General features: G+C 62.3%; 17 protein-coding genes. 5 read left to right on the top strand and 12 right to left on the bottom strand.

Annotation, left to right across the window (positions count from 1 at the left end; all coding sequences use genetic code 11):
• Window positions 1–71: 71 nt before the first annotated feature.
• The 5 genes from HMI59_RS25835 to HMI59_RS22430 all read right to left on the bottom strand — a co-directional run bounded on the left by HMI59_RS25835 (window position 72) and on the right by HMI59_RS22430 (window position 6,092).
• Window positions 72–887, bottom strand: coding sequence for an SHOCT domain-containing protein (locus tag HMI59_RS25835; RefSeq protein ID WP_227471722.1), 816 nt, complete (start codon window positions 885–887; stop codon window positions 72–74).
• Between the two features lie 112 nt (window positions 888–999).
• On the bottom strand, window positions 1,000–2,451 hold the full coding sequence (locus HMI59_RS22445; RefSeq protein ID WP_193594322.1) for a hypothetical protein: 1,452 nt from the start codon (window positions 2,449–2,451) through the stop codon (window positions 1,000–1,002).
• A gap of 142 nt (window positions 2,452–2,593) precedes the next feature.
• Window positions 2,594–3,586, bottom strand: a complete 993-nt coding sequence (locus HMI59_RS22440; RefSeq protein WP_193594321.1) for an NYN domain-containing protein — start codon at window positions 3,584–3,586, stop codon at window positions 2,594–2,596.
• A 202-nt stretch (window positions 3,587–3,788) separates the two neighbouring features.
• Window positions 3,789–4,784: a PASTA domain-containing protein gene (locus HMI59_RS22435; RefSeq protein ID WP_193594320.1), complete on the bottom strand. Its 996-nt coding sequence runs from the start codon at window positions 4,782–4,784 to the stop codon at window positions 3,789–3,791.
• Window positions 4,785–5,144: 360 nt separating this feature from the next.
• The gene (locus tag HMI59_RS22430) at window positions 5,145–6,092 is read right to left on the bottom strand and encodes a M48 family metallopeptidase (protein WP_193594319.1); all 948 of its coding nucleotides are present in this window, start codon (window positions 6,090–6,092) and stop codon (window positions 5,145–5,147) included.
• Window positions 6,093–7,084: 992 nt separating this feature from the next.
• On the opposite strand from HMI59_RS22430, the gene HMI59_RS22425 reads away from it, so the two are divergent.
• The 3 genes from HMI59_RS22425 (at window position 7,085) to HMI59_RS22415 (ending at window position 9,692) form a co-directional block, all read left to right on the top strand.
• Complete coding sequence (locus tag HMI59_RS22425; protein ID WP_193594318.1) at window positions 7,085–7,324, top strand: hypothetical protein; 240 nt, start codon at window positions 7,085–7,087, stop codon at window positions 7,322–7,324.
• A gap of 164 nt (window positions 7,325–7,488) precedes the next feature.
• Window positions 7,489–7,827: a hypothetical protein gene (locus HMI59_RS22420; RefSeq protein ID WP_227471721.1), complete on the top strand. Its 339-nt coding sequence runs from the start codon at window positions 7,489–7,491 to the stop codon at window positions 7,825–7,827.
• Between the two features lie 2 nt (window positions 7,828–7,829).
• Entirely contained in the window at window positions 7,830–9,692 is a 1,863-nt protein-coding gene (locus tag HMI59_RS22415; RefSeq protein ID WP_227471720.1) for a P-loop NTPase, read from the top strand.
• A gap of 4 nt (window positions 9,693–9,696) precedes the next feature.
• On the opposite strand, the gene HMI59_RS22410 is transcribed toward HMI59_RS22415, so the two are convergent.
• A complete protein-coding gene (locus HMI59_RS22410; RefSeq protein WP_193594317.1) occupies window positions 9,697–9,885 on the bottom strand; it encodes a DUF1508 domain-containing protein in 189 nt (62 codons plus the stop codon).
• A gap of 174 nt (window positions 9,886–10,059) precedes the next feature.
• Here HMI59_RS22410 and HMI59_RS22405 point away from each other — a divergent pair, with 174 nt between their 5' ends.
• A complete protein-coding gene (locus tag HMI59_RS22405; RefSeq protein WP_193594316.1) occupies window positions 10,060–10,209 on the top strand; it encodes a hypothetical protein in 150 nt (49 codons plus the stop codon).
• A gap of 193 nt (window positions 10,210–10,402) precedes the next feature.
• Here HMI59_RS22405 and HMI59_RS22400 read toward each other — a convergent pair whose 3' ends face one another.
• Window positions 10,403–10,759 (bottom strand): hypothetical protein, encoded by a 357-nt coding sequence (locus HMI59_RS22400; protein WP_227471719.1) that lies wholly within the window; start codon window positions 10,757–10,759, stop codon window positions 10,403–10,405.
• An 89-nt stretch (window positions 10,760–10,848) separates the two neighbouring features.
• Here HMI59_RS22400 and HMI59_RS22395 point away from each other — a divergent pair, with 89 nt between their 5' ends.
• Complete coding sequence (locus HMI59_RS22395; protein ID WP_193594314.1) at window positions 10,849–15,672, top strand: type ISP restriction/modification enzyme; 4,824 nt, start codon at window positions 10,849–10,851, stop codon at window positions 15,670–15,672.
• Here HMI59_RS22395 and HMI59_RS22390 read toward each other — a convergent pair.
• From HMI59_RS22390 to HMI59_RS22370, 5 genes are read right to left on the bottom strand one after another with little or no spacing between them, the layout of a single operon-like run.
• Complete coding sequence (locus HMI59_RS22390; RefSeq protein ID WP_193594313.1) at window positions 15,669–16,088, bottom strand: hypothetical protein; 420 nt, start codon at window positions 16,086–16,088, stop codon at window positions 15,669–15,671. The two genes, HMI59_RS22395 and HMI59_RS22390, sit on opposite strands and share 4 nt — an antisense overlap.
• Window positions 16,085–16,501: a hypothetical protein gene (locus tag HMI59_RS22385; RefSeq protein ID WP_193594312.1), complete on the bottom strand. Its 417-nt coding sequence runs from the start codon at window positions 16,499–16,501 to the stop codon at window positions 16,085–16,087. Before HMI59_RS22385 ends, HMI59_RS22390 begins: the two co-directional genes overlap by 4 nt.
• Entirely contained in the window at window positions 16,498–16,773 is a 276-nt protein-coding gene (locus HMI59_RS22380) for a hypothetical protein (RefSeq protein WP_227471718.1), read from the bottom strand. The genes HMI59_RS22385 and HMI59_RS22380 overlap by 4 nt, the downstream gene beginning before the upstream one ends.
• Window positions 16,774–16,801: 28 nt before the next feature.
• Window positions 16,802–17,689 (bottom strand): hypothetical protein, encoded by an 888-nt coding sequence (locus tag HMI59_RS22375; RefSeq protein WP_193594310.1) that lies wholly within the window; start codon window positions 17,687–17,689, stop codon window positions 16,802–16,804.
• The gene (locus HMI59_RS22370) at window positions 17,686–18,555 is read right to left on the bottom strand and encodes a hypothetical protein (protein ID WP_193594309.1); all 870 of its coding nucleotides are present in this window, start codon (window positions 18,553–18,555) and stop codon (window positions 17,686–17,688) included. The genes HMI59_RS22375 and HMI59_RS22370 overlap by 4 nt, the downstream gene beginning before the upstream one ends.
• Window positions 18,556–18,609: the final 54 nt, after the last annotated feature.

The following is an 18,609-nucleotide window of genomic DNA, read 5'->3' as shown; positions in this document are numbered from 1 at the left end:
ACAGCAGGTCCTCCGCCATCGTTGGATCGCACGAAAACCTTCGGGAGTTCCTCAGCTCAGCTTGGGACTGTCTAGGCTCTGTGTTCGAGCAGCTTGGCCTTCTGACTGGCAAACTCCTCATGGGTTAGAAGGCCCCGGTCCATCAGCGCCGCGAGTCGTTCAAGCTCGCCCGAGACGCCCACTGCCGCCGACGGGGTACCCGGTCGGCGTCCAAGGACGGACCTCAGGACGAGCCCAAGAATGACAATGGCGGCTCCGAAGGCCATGATGCCCCAGTAGATACCTGACTGCTGAGCGGCTGCGAACTGACACTGCTCCATATAGTTGGATTGCATTCCAGTCGCAGTGGCCTTTGCGATGTCGTAGCCTGCGGCGGAAATTTGGGAGTTAAATGCCCCCGAGCAGTTCGGGCCGACAGGAACCGAGTAGCCAAGCACGACTCCCAAGGCCATGACGGCCAAACCCAAGAAGAACGGCCAGACAGGTTTCTTCCCATGGGTGTCCTGAAATGCTGGGGACCCTGCCCTGGAAGGATTCGACACAGAAGCCGGACGAAGCTTTCGGCGACTTTTCGCACCAAACATCACCAAAGCGAGACCAACGGCAAAGAGGATACTCCCGCAGATGATTACAGCCCACCAGACGGGCGCCCATTTATCGGCGTTGACGTGACAGGTAGTCAACGCTGCCATTGCCGTCATGCCGTTGGGGGCATCCTTGGACGCCTTTTGAAGTCCAAAGGCACCAGCGCAGTACATGCCAACCGGCACAAGATAGCCAACAGCCAAGCCGACAGTGGCAGTGATAAAGCCGGCGGCCGTGACAATCCAACGAAGCTTGTTCAGCTGGTCCCCCCAAATGATGAAAATTTGCAGTGAGCTTGGCATAGCTTATGCCAAGCCGGCCCGAAACCTGGGTTGAACAGTCAAGAAGTCATCCCAATGCGCCCGGCACAGGATCGTTCACCGGGCCCCTTATTCTGGCGACATGGATGTCCCTCTAGGGCTTTCGCCGGTCGTCGACTTGGGCATTCCAAATGAGATGCTCCTGGTCCTGGATGATTTTGCCGACCTCCCAGGCACAGCTGTGATTGCGTCGGTCGTACTTGTGGGTTCTCTCTTCCGGGGAACCCTCGCTTGATCGTTTTTCCCAGTCCACCAGTTGTTGAGTGATTCGCAGGTCGGTGACCTCGCGGACCATCTTGTCGATGGTCAGCGTTCTGTAGACCTGGTCCGAGGTTACGTCGAACGGGTACAGGCCATGTTCTTTGTACAGGCTACGGATGATCCCCATCTGCTTCCGGTTCGGGTAGAACTCGGAAATGGACCTGCCATTGGCCTGAGTCCACTGAAGCACAGCGAACGCAGCAACGTATTCCCGGACTTCCGGCGGCGCCTCGAGCAGTAGTGGCGAGGCACGGACGCTGATGCTCTCGCTACCTGTCCCACCCGTCGAATAGGTGGGAGAGGCGAGGACGCCATACTCCTCCAGTCCTTCACTCAGCCAGGCCGATGCCGGGTAGCTGCTGTAGCGTTGGACGCTTTTTTCGAACTCCTTCAGGGCTCCGTCCCACGGTGTCGGTTTACGGAACGGTTTATGGCCCAGAGCGGGGTAAACAGTGTCGGGGTGGGGGTTTGCAGAGCCGAGTGGGTAGAGCGCATTACCAATGACTGGTTCATCAACCCTGGGGTGGTCAAGGTCCTCGTACCCTGCCCTGGCTTCCGCGAGGGTGTACCTTGTGCCCCCGGGATCGTCCGCCGTCGGCTGGTGAAGGGCTTCGATGATGAATGCCCTCCCGTTCGGTACGTAGAAGTCCTCTTCGAAAGGGTCAAGGCCCAGGTTCCTGCAGATGTCGACAAGTGTCTCGTGCGGGAAACAGTCCGAGGCCCGTGGAAGCAGGTATTGCTCCGTGTCCTCGAAGTCATACGGCTCTCCGTTCTCGGCGAACTTCCAAGGCTCGGAGTTGTACAAACTGAGAAACCTGCGCAGGCCGGCCTCTTCAAAGGTGATCAGGGTGCGGCCACCCAATCGTCCTCGCGCCGGCTCATCCAGCATGTGCTTAAGATTTTTCGGGACGTCCTCCACTTGAACAGTGGGAATTCCGCGGGCTGAGGCAAAGTGCTCCCCGAGAGGGCCGAGAACCGCGGTGTCGCGAGTGTTTTCCATAACAGCTGTCCACCCGGGATTTGCGGTCTCCAACAGAAGCCAGCGCTGACCGTAACCCAGCGGCAACAACTCACTAAGCAACTCCCTCAGGGTTCCCCGGTGCTCAGTAACTCCGAAGCCGGCCAGGGGCTGATGGTAGCTCTCTTGAGCCCACGTCCTCCACTCGTCAACCGCTACATCGAGAGGCCGTTGCATGAAACCGATCTTGTTGGTCACCGGCGCCCATTCCCCGCCAAGCAGTAGCCTGGCGGCCAGTTTTTGGGCGGGGCTCTGTCGTGGCGGCATAGGTGAGCTCCTCTTCGATTTGTCGGTGAAGCGGTCCGCTTCCCTGTACTAATGTGTGCGGCGTGGATGGCACCCGTCGTCACGGTCGCCGAAAGGCGGCCATACTGACTTCAAACAGCCATGATGCGGGCGCATCGGCCCCTCAGATGAGGGTGTCCAGTTTCTGCCAGAATGCCAGGCGCAGGGCTTTGCGCACGCCTTGGAGGTCGGTCTTGTATTCGCCGATCCTTTGAGCGCAGTCCTTCAGGAGCACGCGGTCTATTTCCACCGGCAGTATGGGTCGGTCAGCGAGCAGTTCGTTCAATTCGCCTTGGGTTATTGACCCATACCAGCTGGTGGCGACGCTTTCCCCGACTTCCTGGGCGACGTCCATGGGGCTTTCTTCGGGAACGATTGTTGTCCCGCTGCCGCCGGAGCTGTACACCAGGGACGGCTCTGAGGTCTGGTAGCGGAGCCCGGGGTGGGGCGAGGGCCGGGACGGTGAGGAAGGCTTGCCCATCGGGATCCCTGGCTTGGGCACCGGCCGGGGAAGTTGCGGCGGAGCCGCGGCGGGAAGAGCCGCAGCCGGGCGGGGTGCTTCCTGGACGATGCGGGTGAAGCAGGCCTCAATCAGTTCCGCCGGAAGCGTGATGATGCTGTCCACCCTCAGGGCCAGGTGCTCGGCGACCGACATGACTCCGAGTCGGTGTCCTGTGTCGGCGACGCCAACCAGGACAACCTTCATGCCCAAATCTTGGGCTTCCTCGACTGCTTCGGCCAGGTCATCGTCGCCGGAGACCAGATAGGCGACGGAGGCCGCCCGGTTGCTGGCCACTCCAACCAAGTCAAGGCCCAGCTTCAGGTCAACCCCTTTTTGTTCTCCGTTGAAGGAGATCCGCCCGAGGCGGACTTTGACTCCCGGCAACAGGCCGATCTGTTTGTGCTGGTCAGTGAAAAGGGCGTCCTTGGAGGCGTCGTACCAATAGGTGCGGAGCACGTCGATGCCGGAATGGGCCTCTGTGCAATTGAGGATGCCTTCAATGAGCTTCTGGTAGTCGACGCGGAACGCCGATCGAAGCGAAGTACCCACCACCTGGGTGCCCCCTATAGCCAGAAGGAAACCTGCATCGACGAAGATTGCGCGCTGGGACACCATGGGCCGATCCTACCGGGTGCGGCGATCGGATTTGCGGCATCGAGGCGGCGACTCCTGGCCGGGTCAGGGGAAGTCGGTTGTTCTGCCCTGGCTGCTGAGAGCGAATCCAGTTGATAGCGAAACCACCGGGACATAGCGTGGAACTGAAAGCCCGCCGGTCCCCCATCGGTGGGCTTTCCTGCGGTAGGCGGCAACGGGGTTCTCACCCGATCTTGGTCCACACCCCGCATCGTTGGGAGAGGAATCCCTCACCGGCGTTGACAGTGACTGTCACCCCATCAGGTGCGAAACTGACGAAGTTGTTGGCGATGACGTCACCGCCCCCTGTCGACCGCGCCCAGTAACAGTCTTTGACCCCAGGTTTGGTCTTGTATGTACCGGGTTCCATGCTTTGGCCGACGACTTTGGTGCCGTCCAAGACTTTGACTGCGGTCAGCACCTCTTGAAAGACCGCGGCGTGTGGTGCATCGGGGCAGATTGAGAGTGCTCCTTGAACGTCTGCGCGACGCCAATCCATCCTGGCGACGATTTGATCTGCGAAATCGCGGTCCACCTTGGCGCACATCAACATGACTTCGCCCACGGTAGCCGTTGGCGAACTGACGTCGCCGCCATGGGAGGCAATCAAGTCGACGAGGGCTTGTTCGTTCGGCAGGAGAGGCTGCTTCGTCGATGGGTGCTTTCCGTCAATGTCTATGGAGCACTGTCCGCTGGTGTAATAGGGGCTCGTCCAAACTTCTTTGTACGAGTGGTATGTGACTGTTTTGCTGGGGGTGTCTCCGCACGTGTACTTGTATCTGTTCACGAGCCTGGCCGCCGCCATCGCGGCCTCTTCGGCGGCCAGTTGTTCAGCTTCCGTGCGGTTAAGGATGACCTTGATGGTCTCCTCGTTGGTCTTAGCTCCGGCTGCCGGTTCTGTCGACAAGACCACAACGACCTTATCCGGAAGAGCCCGGTCCCAGCGGACACCATCGCTGCCGTACGGCACAGGCGTCCTGAAGCCGGCCTTGGAGAGAAGCTCGCTGGCTTCCACGTAGGTCTTTCCGACTACGTCTGGGACGACGATCGCCGGCTTCTGAGTTGGAGTGACAGTGGTTTCAGTAGGAGAAGCCTGAGTCTGCTGCTGTTCCGGCGCTGAGCAGGCCACCATACTGGCGACCACTGCGGCTGCCAGAACCAACGACACTACACGCTTCATCGCCCCAACACTCCCTGTCGAGCCTAGGTCGGACGCCTGGGCTCACGGACCGCGATCTGGGCTTCATCCTACGACGGACGGTATCGTGCGCCTAATGATTTGCTGTGGCAATTACCCGTTGCAGTCCTGAACCTCAGTCGACAGGGCACCACCACCTCCGGTCGCTGCCTCGGCGAGAGGGAGACTTCCACGAACACCAGTCCGGTGACGGCTGGGATGTTGGTCGTCACCTTCGACATGGCGAGCTTGTACACCCAACGTTTTGAGGTGCGGCCATCGGGCGGCCGTGCGGCACCGCATGCCGGCGCCGGAAAGAACCCTGCAGTTAGAAGGGACCGTTGTCTTCGCTACGGACCAGTCTCACCACAGGAGTTCGAGGCTGACGACATCAACAGCCGGCCTCGACCTGCGCCACTCATCCATCACCTGGTCCAGATCCGATTCGAACCCGGCCAAGCCAAGAACGGATGCGTCTGACGCGGGTGCTGCGTGGTCGTGCCCTTCCCGCGGCGAGCCGTGAGAGCAGTCCGAACACATCATGCGTATTCCGGACCACTCGTCCAGGCCGATTCCCTGGCGCGCGAGCGTATCCGCGAGAACCTGAAGGTCAACCTTTCCGGCGCCAGTAATCTGGGCCTGCCAGGTGGGAATCTCGGAGGATTCGAGCCGCTCGAGCTCGTTGAACACCGACACCTCGCGGCCCTCGTAGAAGCGGGTCCCTTGGGGTTCACCGTCATGGAGCAGAATGTCGCGGAACCTGTGGCCGGATCCGGGCATGGGCACGCTCGTGATCACTGCGTGGGCAGGGCTCCTCCGCCAGCACCAGACCACCTCGGTTTCGCCGAAAGGGGGCAGCAGCTGGTGGGGCAGACTTGCCCTGTCCGGATTGATCCGCACTGGCGTCATCCCATAGTTGTCGTCGATGGGGCCGGTCTCGTTGTCGAAGCCGGTGAGACCGTATGCTGCCCACGCCGTCCTGGCGGTGGCCCAATCCCCCAAGGCCGTGGCGGCGATGCCCAGATTCCAGGCTGCCGGGTTGGCGCCACCGAACTCAGCGGCTTCCGTTTCGGTGAACAGAGCCAGTGCACGCTGATTGCGTTCGGCGCTTTCAGCCCAATTACCGCGTGCCTTCGACAGCAGACCCGCTTCGAACCAGCTGAAGAAGACCTCGGGAGCGACGTCGAGCAGTTCCGAAGCGAACCTCTCCGCGCTCTCAACGTCGTTTGCCTCGTTGGCAGCTTGCCAGTCGCTCCACACTTGCCGGGGCGCCCGCTTCTTCTTGAATCCTGACCACATGCGTCCGCTCATCCGACAAGTATGCAGGCCGGACCGCTGACATCTGAAAAGCCACAATTTCTGGAGTGTCCACCTAGGCGGCTGCACCTGACTTGGGAAGCTGCGGTATATCCGAAGACTTCGACCCACGGCCGCACTCGGCCATCGAGGACCTCATCGAACTCCAAGACGTCGGCGTTCACTAGGCTAAGAAACGGGCCAAGCCAAGCTCCTACCGCCCCTTCTTGCTGGACGGGTGGTCCTCAAAGTGCGTGAATTATCGACGTAGCAGTGACACGAGAGACACAATCACGAAGCCTGTACCCACCAGCGATAGCAGCACTCCAAAAAATCGGAAGTACCTCCCCATTAGGGTGCCCAGCCATGAATCTTCACGGCGTGAATTCACTACGGCAACCAACGCCGACGTAGACCCTTGGTAGTTTGAGGCGAGAACAAGACCGAGGCAAAGGGCCGCCCCGCCGAGGAGGCCAAATGCCCACAGAACCAGTACGCCAGAAAGGCTTCCCGAACTTGGTGCGACCAGGGCAAGGTAGGCGATGGAAACTACCAGGATCGCCGCGAATACGATAGCGGTTGCCTTCAGCGGAAGTGGAAGCGAGGAAATTTTCACAGGTATCACGGCTCCTTCGAAATATGGAGTGGACGTCGGCAGGAATCTGGAGATCCTACGGCGACCTTTAGCATGCAGAAAACCAAGCCCTGCGCGTTCACATACGAGGCGCGCTCAAGACTGCCTTGGCAGGTTCCCCTAAAAGCCTCGCCGTCGCCTGCATCACGATGGTGACAGCAAGATTGGTGGCGCCGCCCCGCTGCTCCCGAAATCCGTCTCGGGGTACCGGGCTATGTGGGACGGAGTCCCTCCTGATCACCACACCGGCGTTATCGGGCTCGGAACCCTGCTGGCCGGCGGCACGCGCAGCGAGCTGGATCCAGAATCGGCAAAGTTAGTTGAGGCATGCTTGGCCGAACTAGACCGAGTCCGGCTGTACGAAACAACCACCATGGGTCTCTGGCCAAAGCTACCCGATGCCAGCGAGACCTTCCCGGCTACCGCAGCCGCCCTCAAAAACGACGAAGCGTCAACAGCAATCGAACTTCTCTGTGATCAGCTCGAACCCAATCAGTGGCTGGCCCAAGCTCTACTGGCCCGCATCATGTGGCCCTCACTGACAAGACAGCCTGTCGGTTCCCGCATCCAGATGAGCTTCCGCAATCCATGGATCGAAACGCTCCAGCATTGACACTGGCTGCGGTCGATCAGGCCCGGTCAGGCTTTGGCGGTGGCGGGACGGGCATCATCTCCATTGAAGTCGCCGGGGGCGATGATAGCGGTCATGACGTTCCAGCCCTGGCCGGTCTCCACCAGTCGTGCAGCTGTACCAGCACCGCCGCACACATGGTGCCCATGACAACTGACCCTTTCTACAACCGTCCTGTCCCCGCAACCATGATCGTCCGCCTCGCCAACGGTGAAGAATTCGAGGCTAAACCCGAAGACTTCGCCAAGTTCGGCTATGTGGACCGCGATACAGTCCTGACGGATTGGCGCACCTTCGTCCAGGAAGCGACCGGGACAGACCTGCTTAGCGAAGGCTCCGAGTTGAACCCCCTCTGGGTGGCACTCTTCCAAGCGCTGAACAACCCATCAGCACTGACCGACGGTTCCATGGCTGACACGCAGGCGCAGATCATTTCCCTGGCCGGGGATGCCCGTGCATTCCGTTCCGCGGGGCAGGCCTTGTAAAGATGCCTACCGACCACTCCACCATCAAGTGGGCCTGTGACGTCTGCGGCGAAGTCTGGACCGGCCCGGAGTCCCTTCACGCTGCGGCAGCCTGCGAAGCAACCGGCGTGCCCGAGCCACTGCCGCCGGAGACCTGGATCCTGCAGAGCGGTTTCGGCGGGAACTGGGACGAGATGACCACCGGTGGGTTCCGACTCACCCAAGCTGGCGGGCACACTGTCGCCAACACCCGCTGGATGTCCATGAACCCGTCCCCCGGCCCGGAGCCCCACGTGCTGCGCTATGACTCCCACTCCGCCCGCAGCCTGTCCTCAGACAACATCTTCCCGCACCGGCCCGGGGTGCTGAACCTGACGAACATCGCCGCCCCGGCCATTCACGATGACCGGATCGAAACCCTGCTCCGCGACCCGGAGACAGCCGCCGAGTTCTCCGCTATGCTCGCCGGTTTCGGCGTCAGCATGGATCCGCAGCTGGTCGCCAAGCTGGCCCATGAGATTTACAGTGCCCTCGACTTCGGCCTCGACTCCACACGTCGCTATGGCCAGGCCAGCGCCTTGCCGCCACTGTCCTCGATGACTCCGGAGATGCAGGACGCGTTCCGTGCCGTGGCCGAAACCAAGCCACCGGCCGCTGACCTGTCCCAGACCTGGAACGTCCTCACACCGGCCATGGAGGTCATGCACCAGTACTGCAAAAGCGGCGGAAACACCTCACTGGCTACCGCCCGCACGCTCACCGGATTCGGCGAGCCCCTCGCTGACCGCGCAGCCCGCTGGTGGGCCGGGGAGGACGTCACCCTGCTTGCCTCGGCCCTGACCTTCAGCGGCGGCATCGAATCCAAGTCCGGCAACGTGGCCCTCACCATCGACCAGCGCAACGTGCTCCGGGCCGCCGGCTTCGAGGTGCCCTGGCCGGTCCGGTTCAACCGCGACGGCATCATCAACTCCCCGCAGGCCGCCCTCGCGGCGCTGCGCGAATCCACCACCCTCCTGGAGGCTCCCATGCCTGAAAAGTCCAAGCTCTTCGACGTTGCATCATCCATCGCCGTCGCCTCCGGCAAGGGCGGGGTCGGCAAGACCACCGTCGCCGCGACCCTGGCCAAGGCGCTCACCAGGCGCGGCCGGACCGTCCTGGCCATCGACCTCGACTTCCACGGCCCGTCCCTGGGACACCTGCTGGACCTCGGCCCGCTGGCCATGACCGAAGACGCGAAAATCGTCCCCTCCACCCTGGCCGACGGCACCCGCGCCGTCTCGCTCTCGCAGTTCCTTGCCCCGAACTCCCCCGTCACCTGGCGCGGCACCGCCGTCGAAGGCTTTTTGCTGTTCCTGGGCGCCCGGCTGGACCTGACCGGCATCGACACGATCGTCTTCGACCTGCCCCCGGGCACCGGAGACGTGGAACGCGCCGTGATGAAGTACGCCCGCCCGGACGGTGCCGTTCTGGTCACCACCGGCTCAGGCCTCTCGCACGCGGACTGCCGGCGTGCCGGAATGTTCCTCCAGGGCCACAACGTCCCGATCCTGGGTGTCGTCGAAAACCTCTCCCGGCGCACCGTAACCACGCCTTCGGGTGAAACTGTCGAGTTGCGGATCTTTGGCGAAGAGGAAGACACGATCGCCTTCACCGCAGGCCTGGAATTCCACAACGGATGGCGCACCCGCTACGCGCCGGCGTACCTTGGGTCATTGCCGTTCGGCGCCGACCCCGACACCCTCGCCGCAAGTCCCGAGTTCGCCGTCGTGGCCGCCGCCGCGGAAGCCTGCGAACCCGAACCTGAAGACCCAGAAGCCGTAACGAGCCGGTCCTTCAGCCTCGCCATGACCATCGATCCGGGGCCGGCTGCGGCGATCCGCCAGTAACTGCCTAGGAGGTAAGGAACGGGTCGTCCACCTTCTCAGTCACGGCATTCTTCCTCAGCACTCCGATGCCCCGTCGGACACTGGCTGCGGTGGTGTAGCTCTCTGACGTGACGACGACGTCGCCATTCGAGGCGATGAGGCGGTATCGGAATCCTCCGTTGTCGTCCTTGAAGACCTCATATTTTCCAGCCATGGTCAGCCTTTCGTTGTGAAATGACGGCCCGGTTGACCGTAAAGTGTCGCTGCGAGGAGCGTACATTGTGCCCTTTCCCGACCCCAAGCAACGCACCGGTCAACAGTTCTGGGCAATCACCCCTGCAGCGTGTCCTTAACAAGGAGAACTGGTGGCCCTGGCTATGGTTTTGCTATGTGTCTGGAGGCTGGTGGCGAACTGAAAGGGCAGACCTCTATCAACGAGCTGCTTGTCGCGATGGGCGAACAGCCGGTCGAACCGACTTCCGCGCCGGACAGTGAGTTCTCGCTCTTCGACGGCCCCCAGGCGCTGCCGGGCCTCTGAGCCGGTGAACGCTGCGGGATAGTCCGCACACATGAGGGGCGTATCTGCCCGACATGCAGGCCCATCAGTCCCAAGCGGTGGAGATGTCCATGCTGCTCCTGGAGCGTCCCCGACCCCGACTCCCGGTCTGCTGGTCGCTGAGACGACAAAGCCCCGGCGCCTCTCCAAGGAAGGCGCCAGGGCTTGTTTGCGACTACGCGCCGGTGAGTCCGTCGCCGGTCCGGGTCTCCTGCTGCTTTGCCTCGACATTGACGCCGCGGATGCTGATCAATTCCTGGGGTTCAACCCAGTAGGAGACCGGGTTCTTGGCAAGCAGGGCCGGGAGATGCTGGCGGGTGTGGTGGCCGCACAGCAGCACGTCAGTCTCGGTCTTCCCGGTGCCAGCGGGGTCGGCGGGGATCGTGAAAACGAAGGATGCCTGGGCCAGCTGGCTGCACCGGTCGCACCGGTCCAGGAGCGTCAGGGTGCGCTCGGCCGGCTGGGTCTCCAGGTGGGCGTTCAGCTGTTCGGCCAGCTTGCTGATCGGTTTCGTCAAAGTTGCAGTTGTCATGGTGAACATGTGTGCGGCATGCCCCGCTGATCTTCCCGATTATGGGGCGGATTCAGGGCCGCTCTCCTTTCTAAGGCAAGATACTTTCCATGGGTTCAGCAAGTTTCGAAGACGTCCTCGATCGCCTCTACTTCTCGGCGAGTGATCAGCACGACAAGGGCACCAAATTCGAGCACCTGATGAAACGCTACCTGGAGCTTGAACCCAAGTACGCCGACCAGTTCTCGGACGTCTGGCTGTGGAGCGAGTGGCCGGGCCGGAACGGACACGTCGACACCGGCATTGATCTGGTCGCCAAGGACCGGTACACGGGCGAGCTGACCGGCATCCAGTGCAAGTTCTACGACCCGGCCCGGACCCTGGACAAGAAGCAGATCGATTCGTTCTTCACAGCGGTGGGCAAGAGCGAATTTTCGTATGGCATGGTCGTCTCCACCACGGACAAGTGGTCCAAGCATGCCGAGGACGCCCTGGAGGGCCAGTCCAAGCCGATGACCCGGCTCCGGTTCGCGGACCTGGCCGATTCCACTATCGACTGGTCCGAGTTCAGCATCGACGCCCCCGAGCAGATGAAGCAGCTGGGTGGTAAGGCACCCCGCAAGTACCAGCGCCAGGCGATCGATGACGTCAAAAAGGGCTTCACGGAGAACGACCGCGGCCGTCTCATCATGGCCTGCGGCACCGGGAAGACCTACACCTCCCTGAAGATGGTCGAGGAGATCGTCCCTATTGGCGGCTCCGTGCTGTTCCTGGTCCCCTCCATCGCCCTGCTCCAGCAGACCCTGAACGAGTGGACGGCCCAGGCCTCCGTGCCGCTGCGGCCCCTGGCCGTCTGCTCCGACACCAAGGTCGGCCGGAAAGAGCACGAGGACGTCAGCGTTCACGACCTGGCATTTCCGGCCACCACCGACCCGGCCAAGCTTCTGAACCGGGCGAAGATCAGTACCGGCCAGGAAGCCATCACGGTGATCTTCTCCACCTACCAGTCGATCGACGTCATCCATCAGGCCCAGAAGGAGGGCCTCCCGGAGTTCGACCTCATCGTCTGCGACGAGGCCCACCGGACCACCGGCATCACCGAGGCCAGCCATGACGACTCCGCCTTCGTAAAGGTCCACGACAACACCTACATCGAATCCGGCAAGCGGCTGTATATGACCGCCACACCCCGGATCTACGTCCAGGAAGCCAAAGCCAAAGCCGGCCAGGACGACATCAAGATGTACTCCATGGACGACGAGGGCATCTACGGCCCGGAGTTTCACCACCTCGGCTTCGGCAAGGCCGTAGAGATGGGCCACCTCGCCGACTACAAGGTCCTGGTCCTTGCCGTGGACGAAGAGACTGTCAGCAAGTCCTTCCAGAGCCTGTTCGAAGACAACGGGGACCTCAACCTGGACGATGCCGCCCGGATCGTCGGCTGCTGGAACGGCCTCTCAAAGCGAGGCGTGAACGGCCAGCGGCTGGACATCACCGACAGCTCCCCCATGCGGCGGGCTGTCGCCTTCGCCCGCAACATCAAGGAATCCAAGAAGCTGGCGGCAGACTTCGAGCTCGTCGGCCGGCAACTGCTCGTGAACCGCGGCGAATCCGACAGTCCCGCGCTGAAGCTGGAGGCGGACCACGTGGACGGCACCTTCAATGTGCTGGAGCGATCGTCCAAGCTGGATTGGCTCAAGGCTGAGGACGCAGCTGCCGCCGGCGGCGAAGACGTTTGCCGGATCCTCTCCAACGCCCGCTGCCTCTCCGAAGGTGTCGACGTCCCCTCTCTGGACGCGGTGTTGTTCCTGAACCCCCGCAACTCCCAGGTCGACGTCGTCCAGTCCGTCGGCCGCGTTATGCGCAAGGCCGAGGGTAAAGAATACGGCTACATCATCCTGCCGATCGCTGTGCCGGCCAGCCAGGACCCCGAGACGGCCCTGAACGACAACAAGAAGTACAAGGTCGTCTGGGACGTCCTGCAGGCCCTCCGGGCCCACGATGACCGGTTCGAAGCCATGATCAACAAGCTCGAGCTGAACCGGAACGCCAACGACAAAATCGACGTCATCACCGTGGCGGATCCCTTCGGGGACGGCCCGGGTGGCGGCGGGGGCGACAAGCCCAGCGGGACCGGCACCGAGGCTCTGTTTCACATGGCCGGCGCCGACCAGTGGCGCAACGCCATCTTCGCCAGGATGGTCAAGAAGGTCGGGGACCGCCGCTACTGGGAATCCTGGGCCAAGGACGTCAAGGAAATCGCCGACCGGCACGTGCTCCGGATCAAGACGATCCTGGACGGTGAAGACCAGCGGCCCCGGGAGGAGTTCAGCGTCTTCCTGCAGGGCCTGCGTGGGAACCTGAACGACTCCATCACGGAGTCGGACGCGATCGACATGCTTTCGCAGCATCTGATCACCAAGCCGGTCTTCGAGGCCCTGTTCGAGGGCTACTCGTTCGCGGCCAACAACCCGGTCTCCCAGGTCATGGACTCCATGGTCGACATCCTGGAGAAGTACAACCTGGACTCCGAGGTCGCCAGCCTCGAATCCTTCTACCGGTCCGTCCGCGTCCGCGCCGAAGGCATCACCAACGCCGAGGGCAAACAGAAGATCGTCACCGAGCTCTACGAGAAGTTCTTCAAACTGGCATTCCCCCGCACCGCCGAATCCTTGGGCATCGTCTACACCCCGGTGGAAGTCGTAGACTTCATCATCCGCGCTGTCGACGACGTCCTCGACAAAGACTTCGGCGCCTCCATCAGCGACGAAGGCGTCCACGTCCTGGATCCGTTCACGGGGACCGGCACCTTCATCGTTCGGCTGCTCCAGTCCGGCCGGATCAAGGCGGAAGACCTGTTGCGCAAGTACACCCAGGAGCTGCACGCCAACGAGCTGCTGCTGATGGCCTACTACATCGCTGCGATCAACATCGAGGCCACCGTCCACGGGCTCCTGGAGGAACATGCGGCAGCCGACGGCAAGGACACCGGCAAAGTGCCGTATCTCCCGTTCGACGGCATTGTACTAACCGACACTTTCCAGATGACCGAAGAAGGCGACACACTCGACGAGCACGTCTTCACCTCCAACAACGACCGCGTGAAGGCGCAGAACGCCCTCGACATCCGGGTGATCATCGGCAACCCGCCCTACTCTGTCGGCCAGTCCAGCGGCAACGACAACAACGCCAACCTGAAATACCCAACCCTGGACGAATCCATCCGGCGGACCTACGCGGGCCTCTCGACAGCCACCAACAGAAACTCCCTCTACGACTCCTACATCCGCGCCATCCGCTGGGGCTCCAACCGCATCCTCAACTCCCCCGACGGCGGCATCCTCTGTTACGTCTCCAATGGCGGCTACATCGACGGCAACACCGCCGACGGGCTACGGAAGACCCTCGTTTCTGAGTTCCATGAAATCTACGTCTACAACCTCCGGGGCAACCAGCGCACCGCCGGCGAAGAGAGCCGGCGAGAAGGCGGAAAGATCTTCGACTCCGGCAGCCGCAACACCGTGGCCATCCTCCTGCTCGTCAAGCGGCCCGGCCCGGTAGCAGAAGGCCAGCTGCACTACCGAGACATCGGTGACTACCTGGACCGGAAGCAGAAACTCTCCATCGTCGGCGGCGGCAACATCGCGGATGTCCAATGGGAAGCCATTGCGCCAAGCCCCGACGGAGATTGGATCAACCACCGAAACGCCGATTTTGAGACGTACCTTCCCCTCGGCGACAGAGGGACGGGGCCAAGTATCTTCGCTTCGTTTTCGCGTGGCCTTGAATCAGGACGCGACTCATGGGTGTATAACTCTTCACTGAACCGGCTCGCTGACAACGTTCACCGGATGATCAGCAATTACAACGCCGAAGTAGACCGGTACGTTCTGGCCGGGGCCCCAATGCCCGTTGAGTCCTTCATTACGCCGGATCCCCAGAACATCAGCTGGACACGGAGCCTTCGTAACGCCCTGCGCAAGAGGGAACACATCACGTATTCCAGGGAGTCAAATCGGATAGCCGCCTACCGTCCCTTCTGTAAGCAGGCCGCCTACTTTGCCCCGCTGATGAATCATGAGCGGTCGCAACAGCCAAGGTTCTTCCCATCCCAACGTGCAATCAACCAAGGGATATGCATCACCTCCCCTGCCTCGCACTATCCGACGTTCGAGTCGATAATGGTTGACTCCTTGCCGGATGTGCACCTGTTGGACACGGGGCAGTTTTTCCCTCGCTACACTTATGTGGCGCCGGCGGCGGGGACGCTGTTCGCGTCAGAAGATACGGAACTTCAGCGGGTCGATAACATTACCGACGCTGCTCTCCTTCAGTACCGTTCCGCCTACGGCCCTGATGTCACCAAAGACGACATCTTCTTCTACGTCTACGGTCTCTTGCACTCCCCCGAATACCGGACCAGGTTCGCCGCGGACCTGAAGAAGATGCTTCCGCGAATCCCGCAAGTCCCGGACGCCGCTCGCTTCCGAGCCTTCGTTGATGCCGGCAAGGCACTCTCCGATTTCCACATCGGCTACGAGTCGCTGGAGCCGTACGCCCTCAACGAGGTGACAACCGGACTGTCCGTCGAGCAGGACGAGTATGCCAGGTATACCGTGAAGAAGATGAAGTACGGCGGCAAGGCCGGAGCCTGGGACAAGACCCGCATCATCTACAACTCCCAGATCACCTTGGAGGGAATCCCCGAGGACGCCCACCGCTACATGCTGGGCTCCCGCTCGGCCGTCGACTGGATCCTGGAGCGGTATCAGGTCAAGACGGACAAGGCCTCGGGCATCATGAACGACCCGAACGACTGGTCAAGGGAGCACAAGCAGCCCCGCTACATCATCGACCTGATGGGCCGCATCGTGGCGCTCAGCCTGGAGACCAACCGAATCGTCGACTCGCTGCCCGGACTGGGCCTGGGCTAGGCCTTCCCGGCGCGGCGCAGCCGGACCGCTTCCACCGCCCAGTTGGCGCCCAACGCGGTGAGAACAGCCACACCAAGGATCGGGGCGGTGTAGGACGTGAGCAGCGCGGCAGCGAGCAGCACCGCCGTACCGATGCACAACCACGCGGCCGCTCCCCCGGTGTGCGCTGCCAGCCCATTGACCACGGCCCCCACAATGAAGCGCAGCAGGACGAAGAGTCCGAACAGCATGACGCTGGCGGCGACAAAGTAGGCGCTCATCCGTTCCTCGCTGGCCTCCTGGACGGCCAGGGTCATTGGTTCAGGCTGCGGGTCGATGCTGGACCAGAGCCGGATGCAAAACATGGTGAAGGCGAAGAAGGTGATGGCGCTGATGCCGGAGCGGAGGTCCGGGGCCGGCTCTACTGAGGTGCTCATGCGGTGGATTCTTTCGGTCGGGCCTGTTCGCTTTCGCTGCGGGCCATAGTGATGATGGTGTCGATCGCAGCACTGCTGTCATGTGTGCCGGCGCTCCAGCGTTCCGGGTCACGGGCGAAATCGTCCCGGTCGGCCCGGATGGCTGCGACGGCAGCGGTCAGGGTCCAGGTGACCACTTCGTCGGCCACGTGCCGCGCGTGCAGGATCGGATAGTAACTGTGCGAATTCTCTGGATACGTCTTCCCGCAGGTGCACCCGGGGACCCCTGCTGTGACCTTGTCCCGATGGGCGAGTACGACGTCGGTGCCGGCGGCGAACAGCCGCAGGTGGTCAGGGACCGGCTGCGGGGTCGCGGCTGGAACCGGAGGGACCGCCATGGACGCCAGATGCGCCGTGTAGCCGCCGGGGCTCACCGCGGCGCCCTCACGGTGACCTCGTATCCCAGGGAAGTGAATGCGTTGATCGCCACTTCGACGTCCTGTCTTTCCAGGACCTTGACGGCGGCTCCGAACGCTTCAGGGTCCACGTTCACTTCAGGAGGACCAGGGTGTGGCCCGTTGCGAAGCAGCCGGATCACTCGTCCCTTCAGGCTCATCCGGTGTGTCTGAGGCTGCGGTGGCCAGTTCAGTTCGATGACGCGTTCCCGATCGGTCAGGTAGTAGCTGTGGTGATGTCCGGGGCTCATATCCATAAACATGCGTTGACGGCCTCGGTCAGGCCTTGCCGGGTACAGGGAGGCCTGCCTTTTCGGCTTCAAACAGGGTGGCGCAGGCAGCGTCCACGGCGGCCGCGACCGCCGGATCGGAGGTGCCTTCCAGGTCGCCGTTCACGAGCAGCTCGCGGTCGATCTTCCACAGGTGCGGTTCGACAAGGGCCGCGATCGCCGCCAGCTCGTCCGTGACCCGTCCTGTCAGGCCGTGTCGGTACGCAGCCAGCGCATCAACTTCGTGGGTGTTCACCAACAGGTGCAGGTAGCGGGTCCGTGCAACGTTCATGGCCCGTTCCACCCGGCCAGGCACCTTGGCCAGGACCGGGTCGCTCTCGCCACCGTCAAGAGCGCAGAGCATCATGGTGCGTGGGTTGCTGCGGCTGCGCAGGGTGAAGGTCAGCATGGACTCAGCCGGCGCCGAATAGTCGGGCATCACCCGGTCCCAGGCAGCCCTGCGCTCGAACCACTGCTCAGGGGAGACGCCCTTGGGTTCGTCGTCGTTGTCCCAGTAGGAATACCGCTCAACATCGTCCATGGCCTCGAAGGCATCCACCATGACCTGCTGGTCCGCGTGCAGCCGGATGAGGATGCGGCCCGTGCCGGGATCTTCGCCCAGGCACATTTCGAAACGATGCGGATCTTTCTCCCGACTCTCATCCTTGAGCTTCGCTTGGCCGTCCTCCCATCGGCTAAAGGCGATGAGGGAGAGCGTGGGCGGGATCCCTTCTCCCTTGAGCCAGCAAGTGTCCACTGCGCTGGCGAAGAGCTTGGCCAGCAGGGCCGCGTCGAGGTCGTCGCGGATCGGGTCGATGACCGTGCGGACACGCCGGGTGAAGTCGAACAGGTTCGTTCCGGCGGCGAGCCGGTAACCGTTGTGGATTTTCGTGCTCACCGGTGCAGTCGTTCCTTATCGAGTTCGTAGAGCTCCTCGCAGGCGGTTCTCATCGCCTCCGCGTAGGCTGGGTCGATGACAGCGCTGTGCGACCCTTCCTTGACCAGCTCCGGAGTGATCTCAGGCAGGTAGGCGGCAGCGACGTCGATAACGAGGCTAAGCCGTGCCGAGCGCCCGAAGCCGACGAAGTTCACGGCATCCATGACGTCGATGCTGTGTTCGCGGCAGAGGTAGGACATGTAGGCGTTCCCGCCGGCGTCCCGTGCCCGCGCAGCGTCCGTGGGGACGGAAGCGAACACAGAGGACGTGTCCTCGCCGTCGATGCCGAGAAGCCGGCGAACGCCGCCATCGTAGGCAGGGCGGAGATTGAAGGTGAGCAGGTTGGTATAGCCGCCTCGCGGGATGACCCGGTTCCAGGCAGCCTTGCGCTCCTCCCAGTCGGCTTCGGTGACGCCGTCGGGGTAATCGTCTGTGTTGTTCCAGTAGCCGTATTCCTCGATGCCGTCGATCTCCGTGAAGGCGTCAGTCAGGTCCCGGTTGTAGGAAATGAGCAGAAGCAGGTGGCGTCCGGTAACCTCGTCCAGGCCGATCTCGACCCCGAATTCGTTCGGGTCATGCCGGCGGTCCATCTTGCCCATGGAGTCCTGTTCCTTCCTCCACTCCCGCCAGGCGGCGTAACCTGCTCCCTCCTGGATCGGCTCGCCGCGGAACCATGGGCTGTCGATTGCGCGGACGTAGAGGCTGGCGAGCAGTTTCGCGTCGGCGGAGTCACGGGCAGGGTCCATTACGGTGCGGAGCCGGGCCACGAACTCGAACGGATCGGTGCCTTCGGTGAGCCGGTAGCCGTTGTAGATTTTGGTGCTCATGAGGTCCTCCGGGAAAGGGTCTGGGTTCTATGGACCTCATGTGTGCGGAGGACA

This window comes from Paenarthrobacter sp. YJN-5 (genome assembly GCF_015040095.1).
GTDB lineage: Bacteria > Actinomycetota > Actinomycetes > Actinomycetales > Micrococcaceae > Arthrobacter > Arthrobacter ureafaciens.
The sequence above is the reverse complement of the archived record's forward strand: the minus strand, read 5'-3'. Positions and strand labels throughout refer to the sequence as shown.

Coding starts and splice junctions, on each gene's coding strand:
- HMI59_RS25835 (WP_227471722.1), bottom strand. CDS start 887: ATGCCAAGCTCACTGCAAATTTTCATCATTTGGGGGGACCAGCTGAAC.
- HMI59_RS22445 (WP_193594322.1), bottom strand. CDS start 2,451: ATGCCGCCACGACAGAGCCCCGCCCAAAAACTGGCCGCCAGGCTACTG.
- HMI59_RS22440 (WP_193594321.1), bottom strand. CDS start 3,586: ATGGTGTCCCAGCGCGCAATCTTCGTCGATGCAGGTTTCCTTCTGGCT.
- HMI59_RS22435 (WP_193594320.1), bottom strand. CDS start 4,784: ATGAAGCGTGTAGTGTCGTTGGTTCTGGCAGCCGCAGTGGTCGCCAGT.
- HMI59_RS22430 (WP_193594319.1), bottom strand. CDS start 6,092: ATGAGCGGACGCATGTGGTCAGGATTCAAGAAGAAGCGGGCGCCCCGG.
- HMI59_RS22425 (WP_193594318.1), top strand. CDS start 7,085: ATGGGTCTCTGGCCAAAGCTACCCGATGCCAGCGAGACCTTCCCGGCT.
- HMI59_RS22420 (WP_227471721.1), top strand. CDS start 7,489: ATGACAACTGACCCTTTCTACAACCGTCCTGTCCCCGCAACCATGATC.
- HMI59_RS22415 (WP_227471720.1), top strand. CDS start 7,830: ATGCCTACCGACCACTCCACCATCAAGTGGGCCTGTGACGTCTGCGGC.
- HMI59_RS22410 (WP_193594317.1), bottom strand. CDS start 9,885: ATGGCTGGAAAATATGAGGTCTTCAAGGACGACAACGGAGGATTCCGA.
- HMI59_RS22405 (WP_193594316.1), top strand. CDS start 10,060: ATGTGTCTGGAGGCTGGTGGCGAACTGAAAGGGCAGACCTCTATCAAC.
- HMI59_RS22400 (WP_227471719.1), bottom strand. CDS start 10,759: ATGACAACTGCAACTTTGACGAAACCGATCAGCAAGCTGGCCGAACAG.
- HMI59_RS22395 (WP_193594314.1), top strand. CDS start 10,849: ATGGGTTCAGCAAGTTTCGAAGACGTCCTCGATCGCCTCTACTTCTCG.
- HMI59_RS22390 (WP_193594313.1), bottom strand. CDS start 16,088: ATGAGCACCTCAGTAGAGCCGGCCCCGGACCTCCGCTCCGGCATCAGC.
- HMI59_RS22380 (WP_227471718.1), bottom strand. CDS start 16,773: ATGAGCCCCGGACATCACCACAGCTACTACCTGACCGATCGGGAACGC.
- HMI59_RS22370 (WP_193594309.1), bottom strand. CDS start 18,555: ATGAGCACCAAAATCTACAACGGCTACCGGCTCACCGAAGGCACCGAT.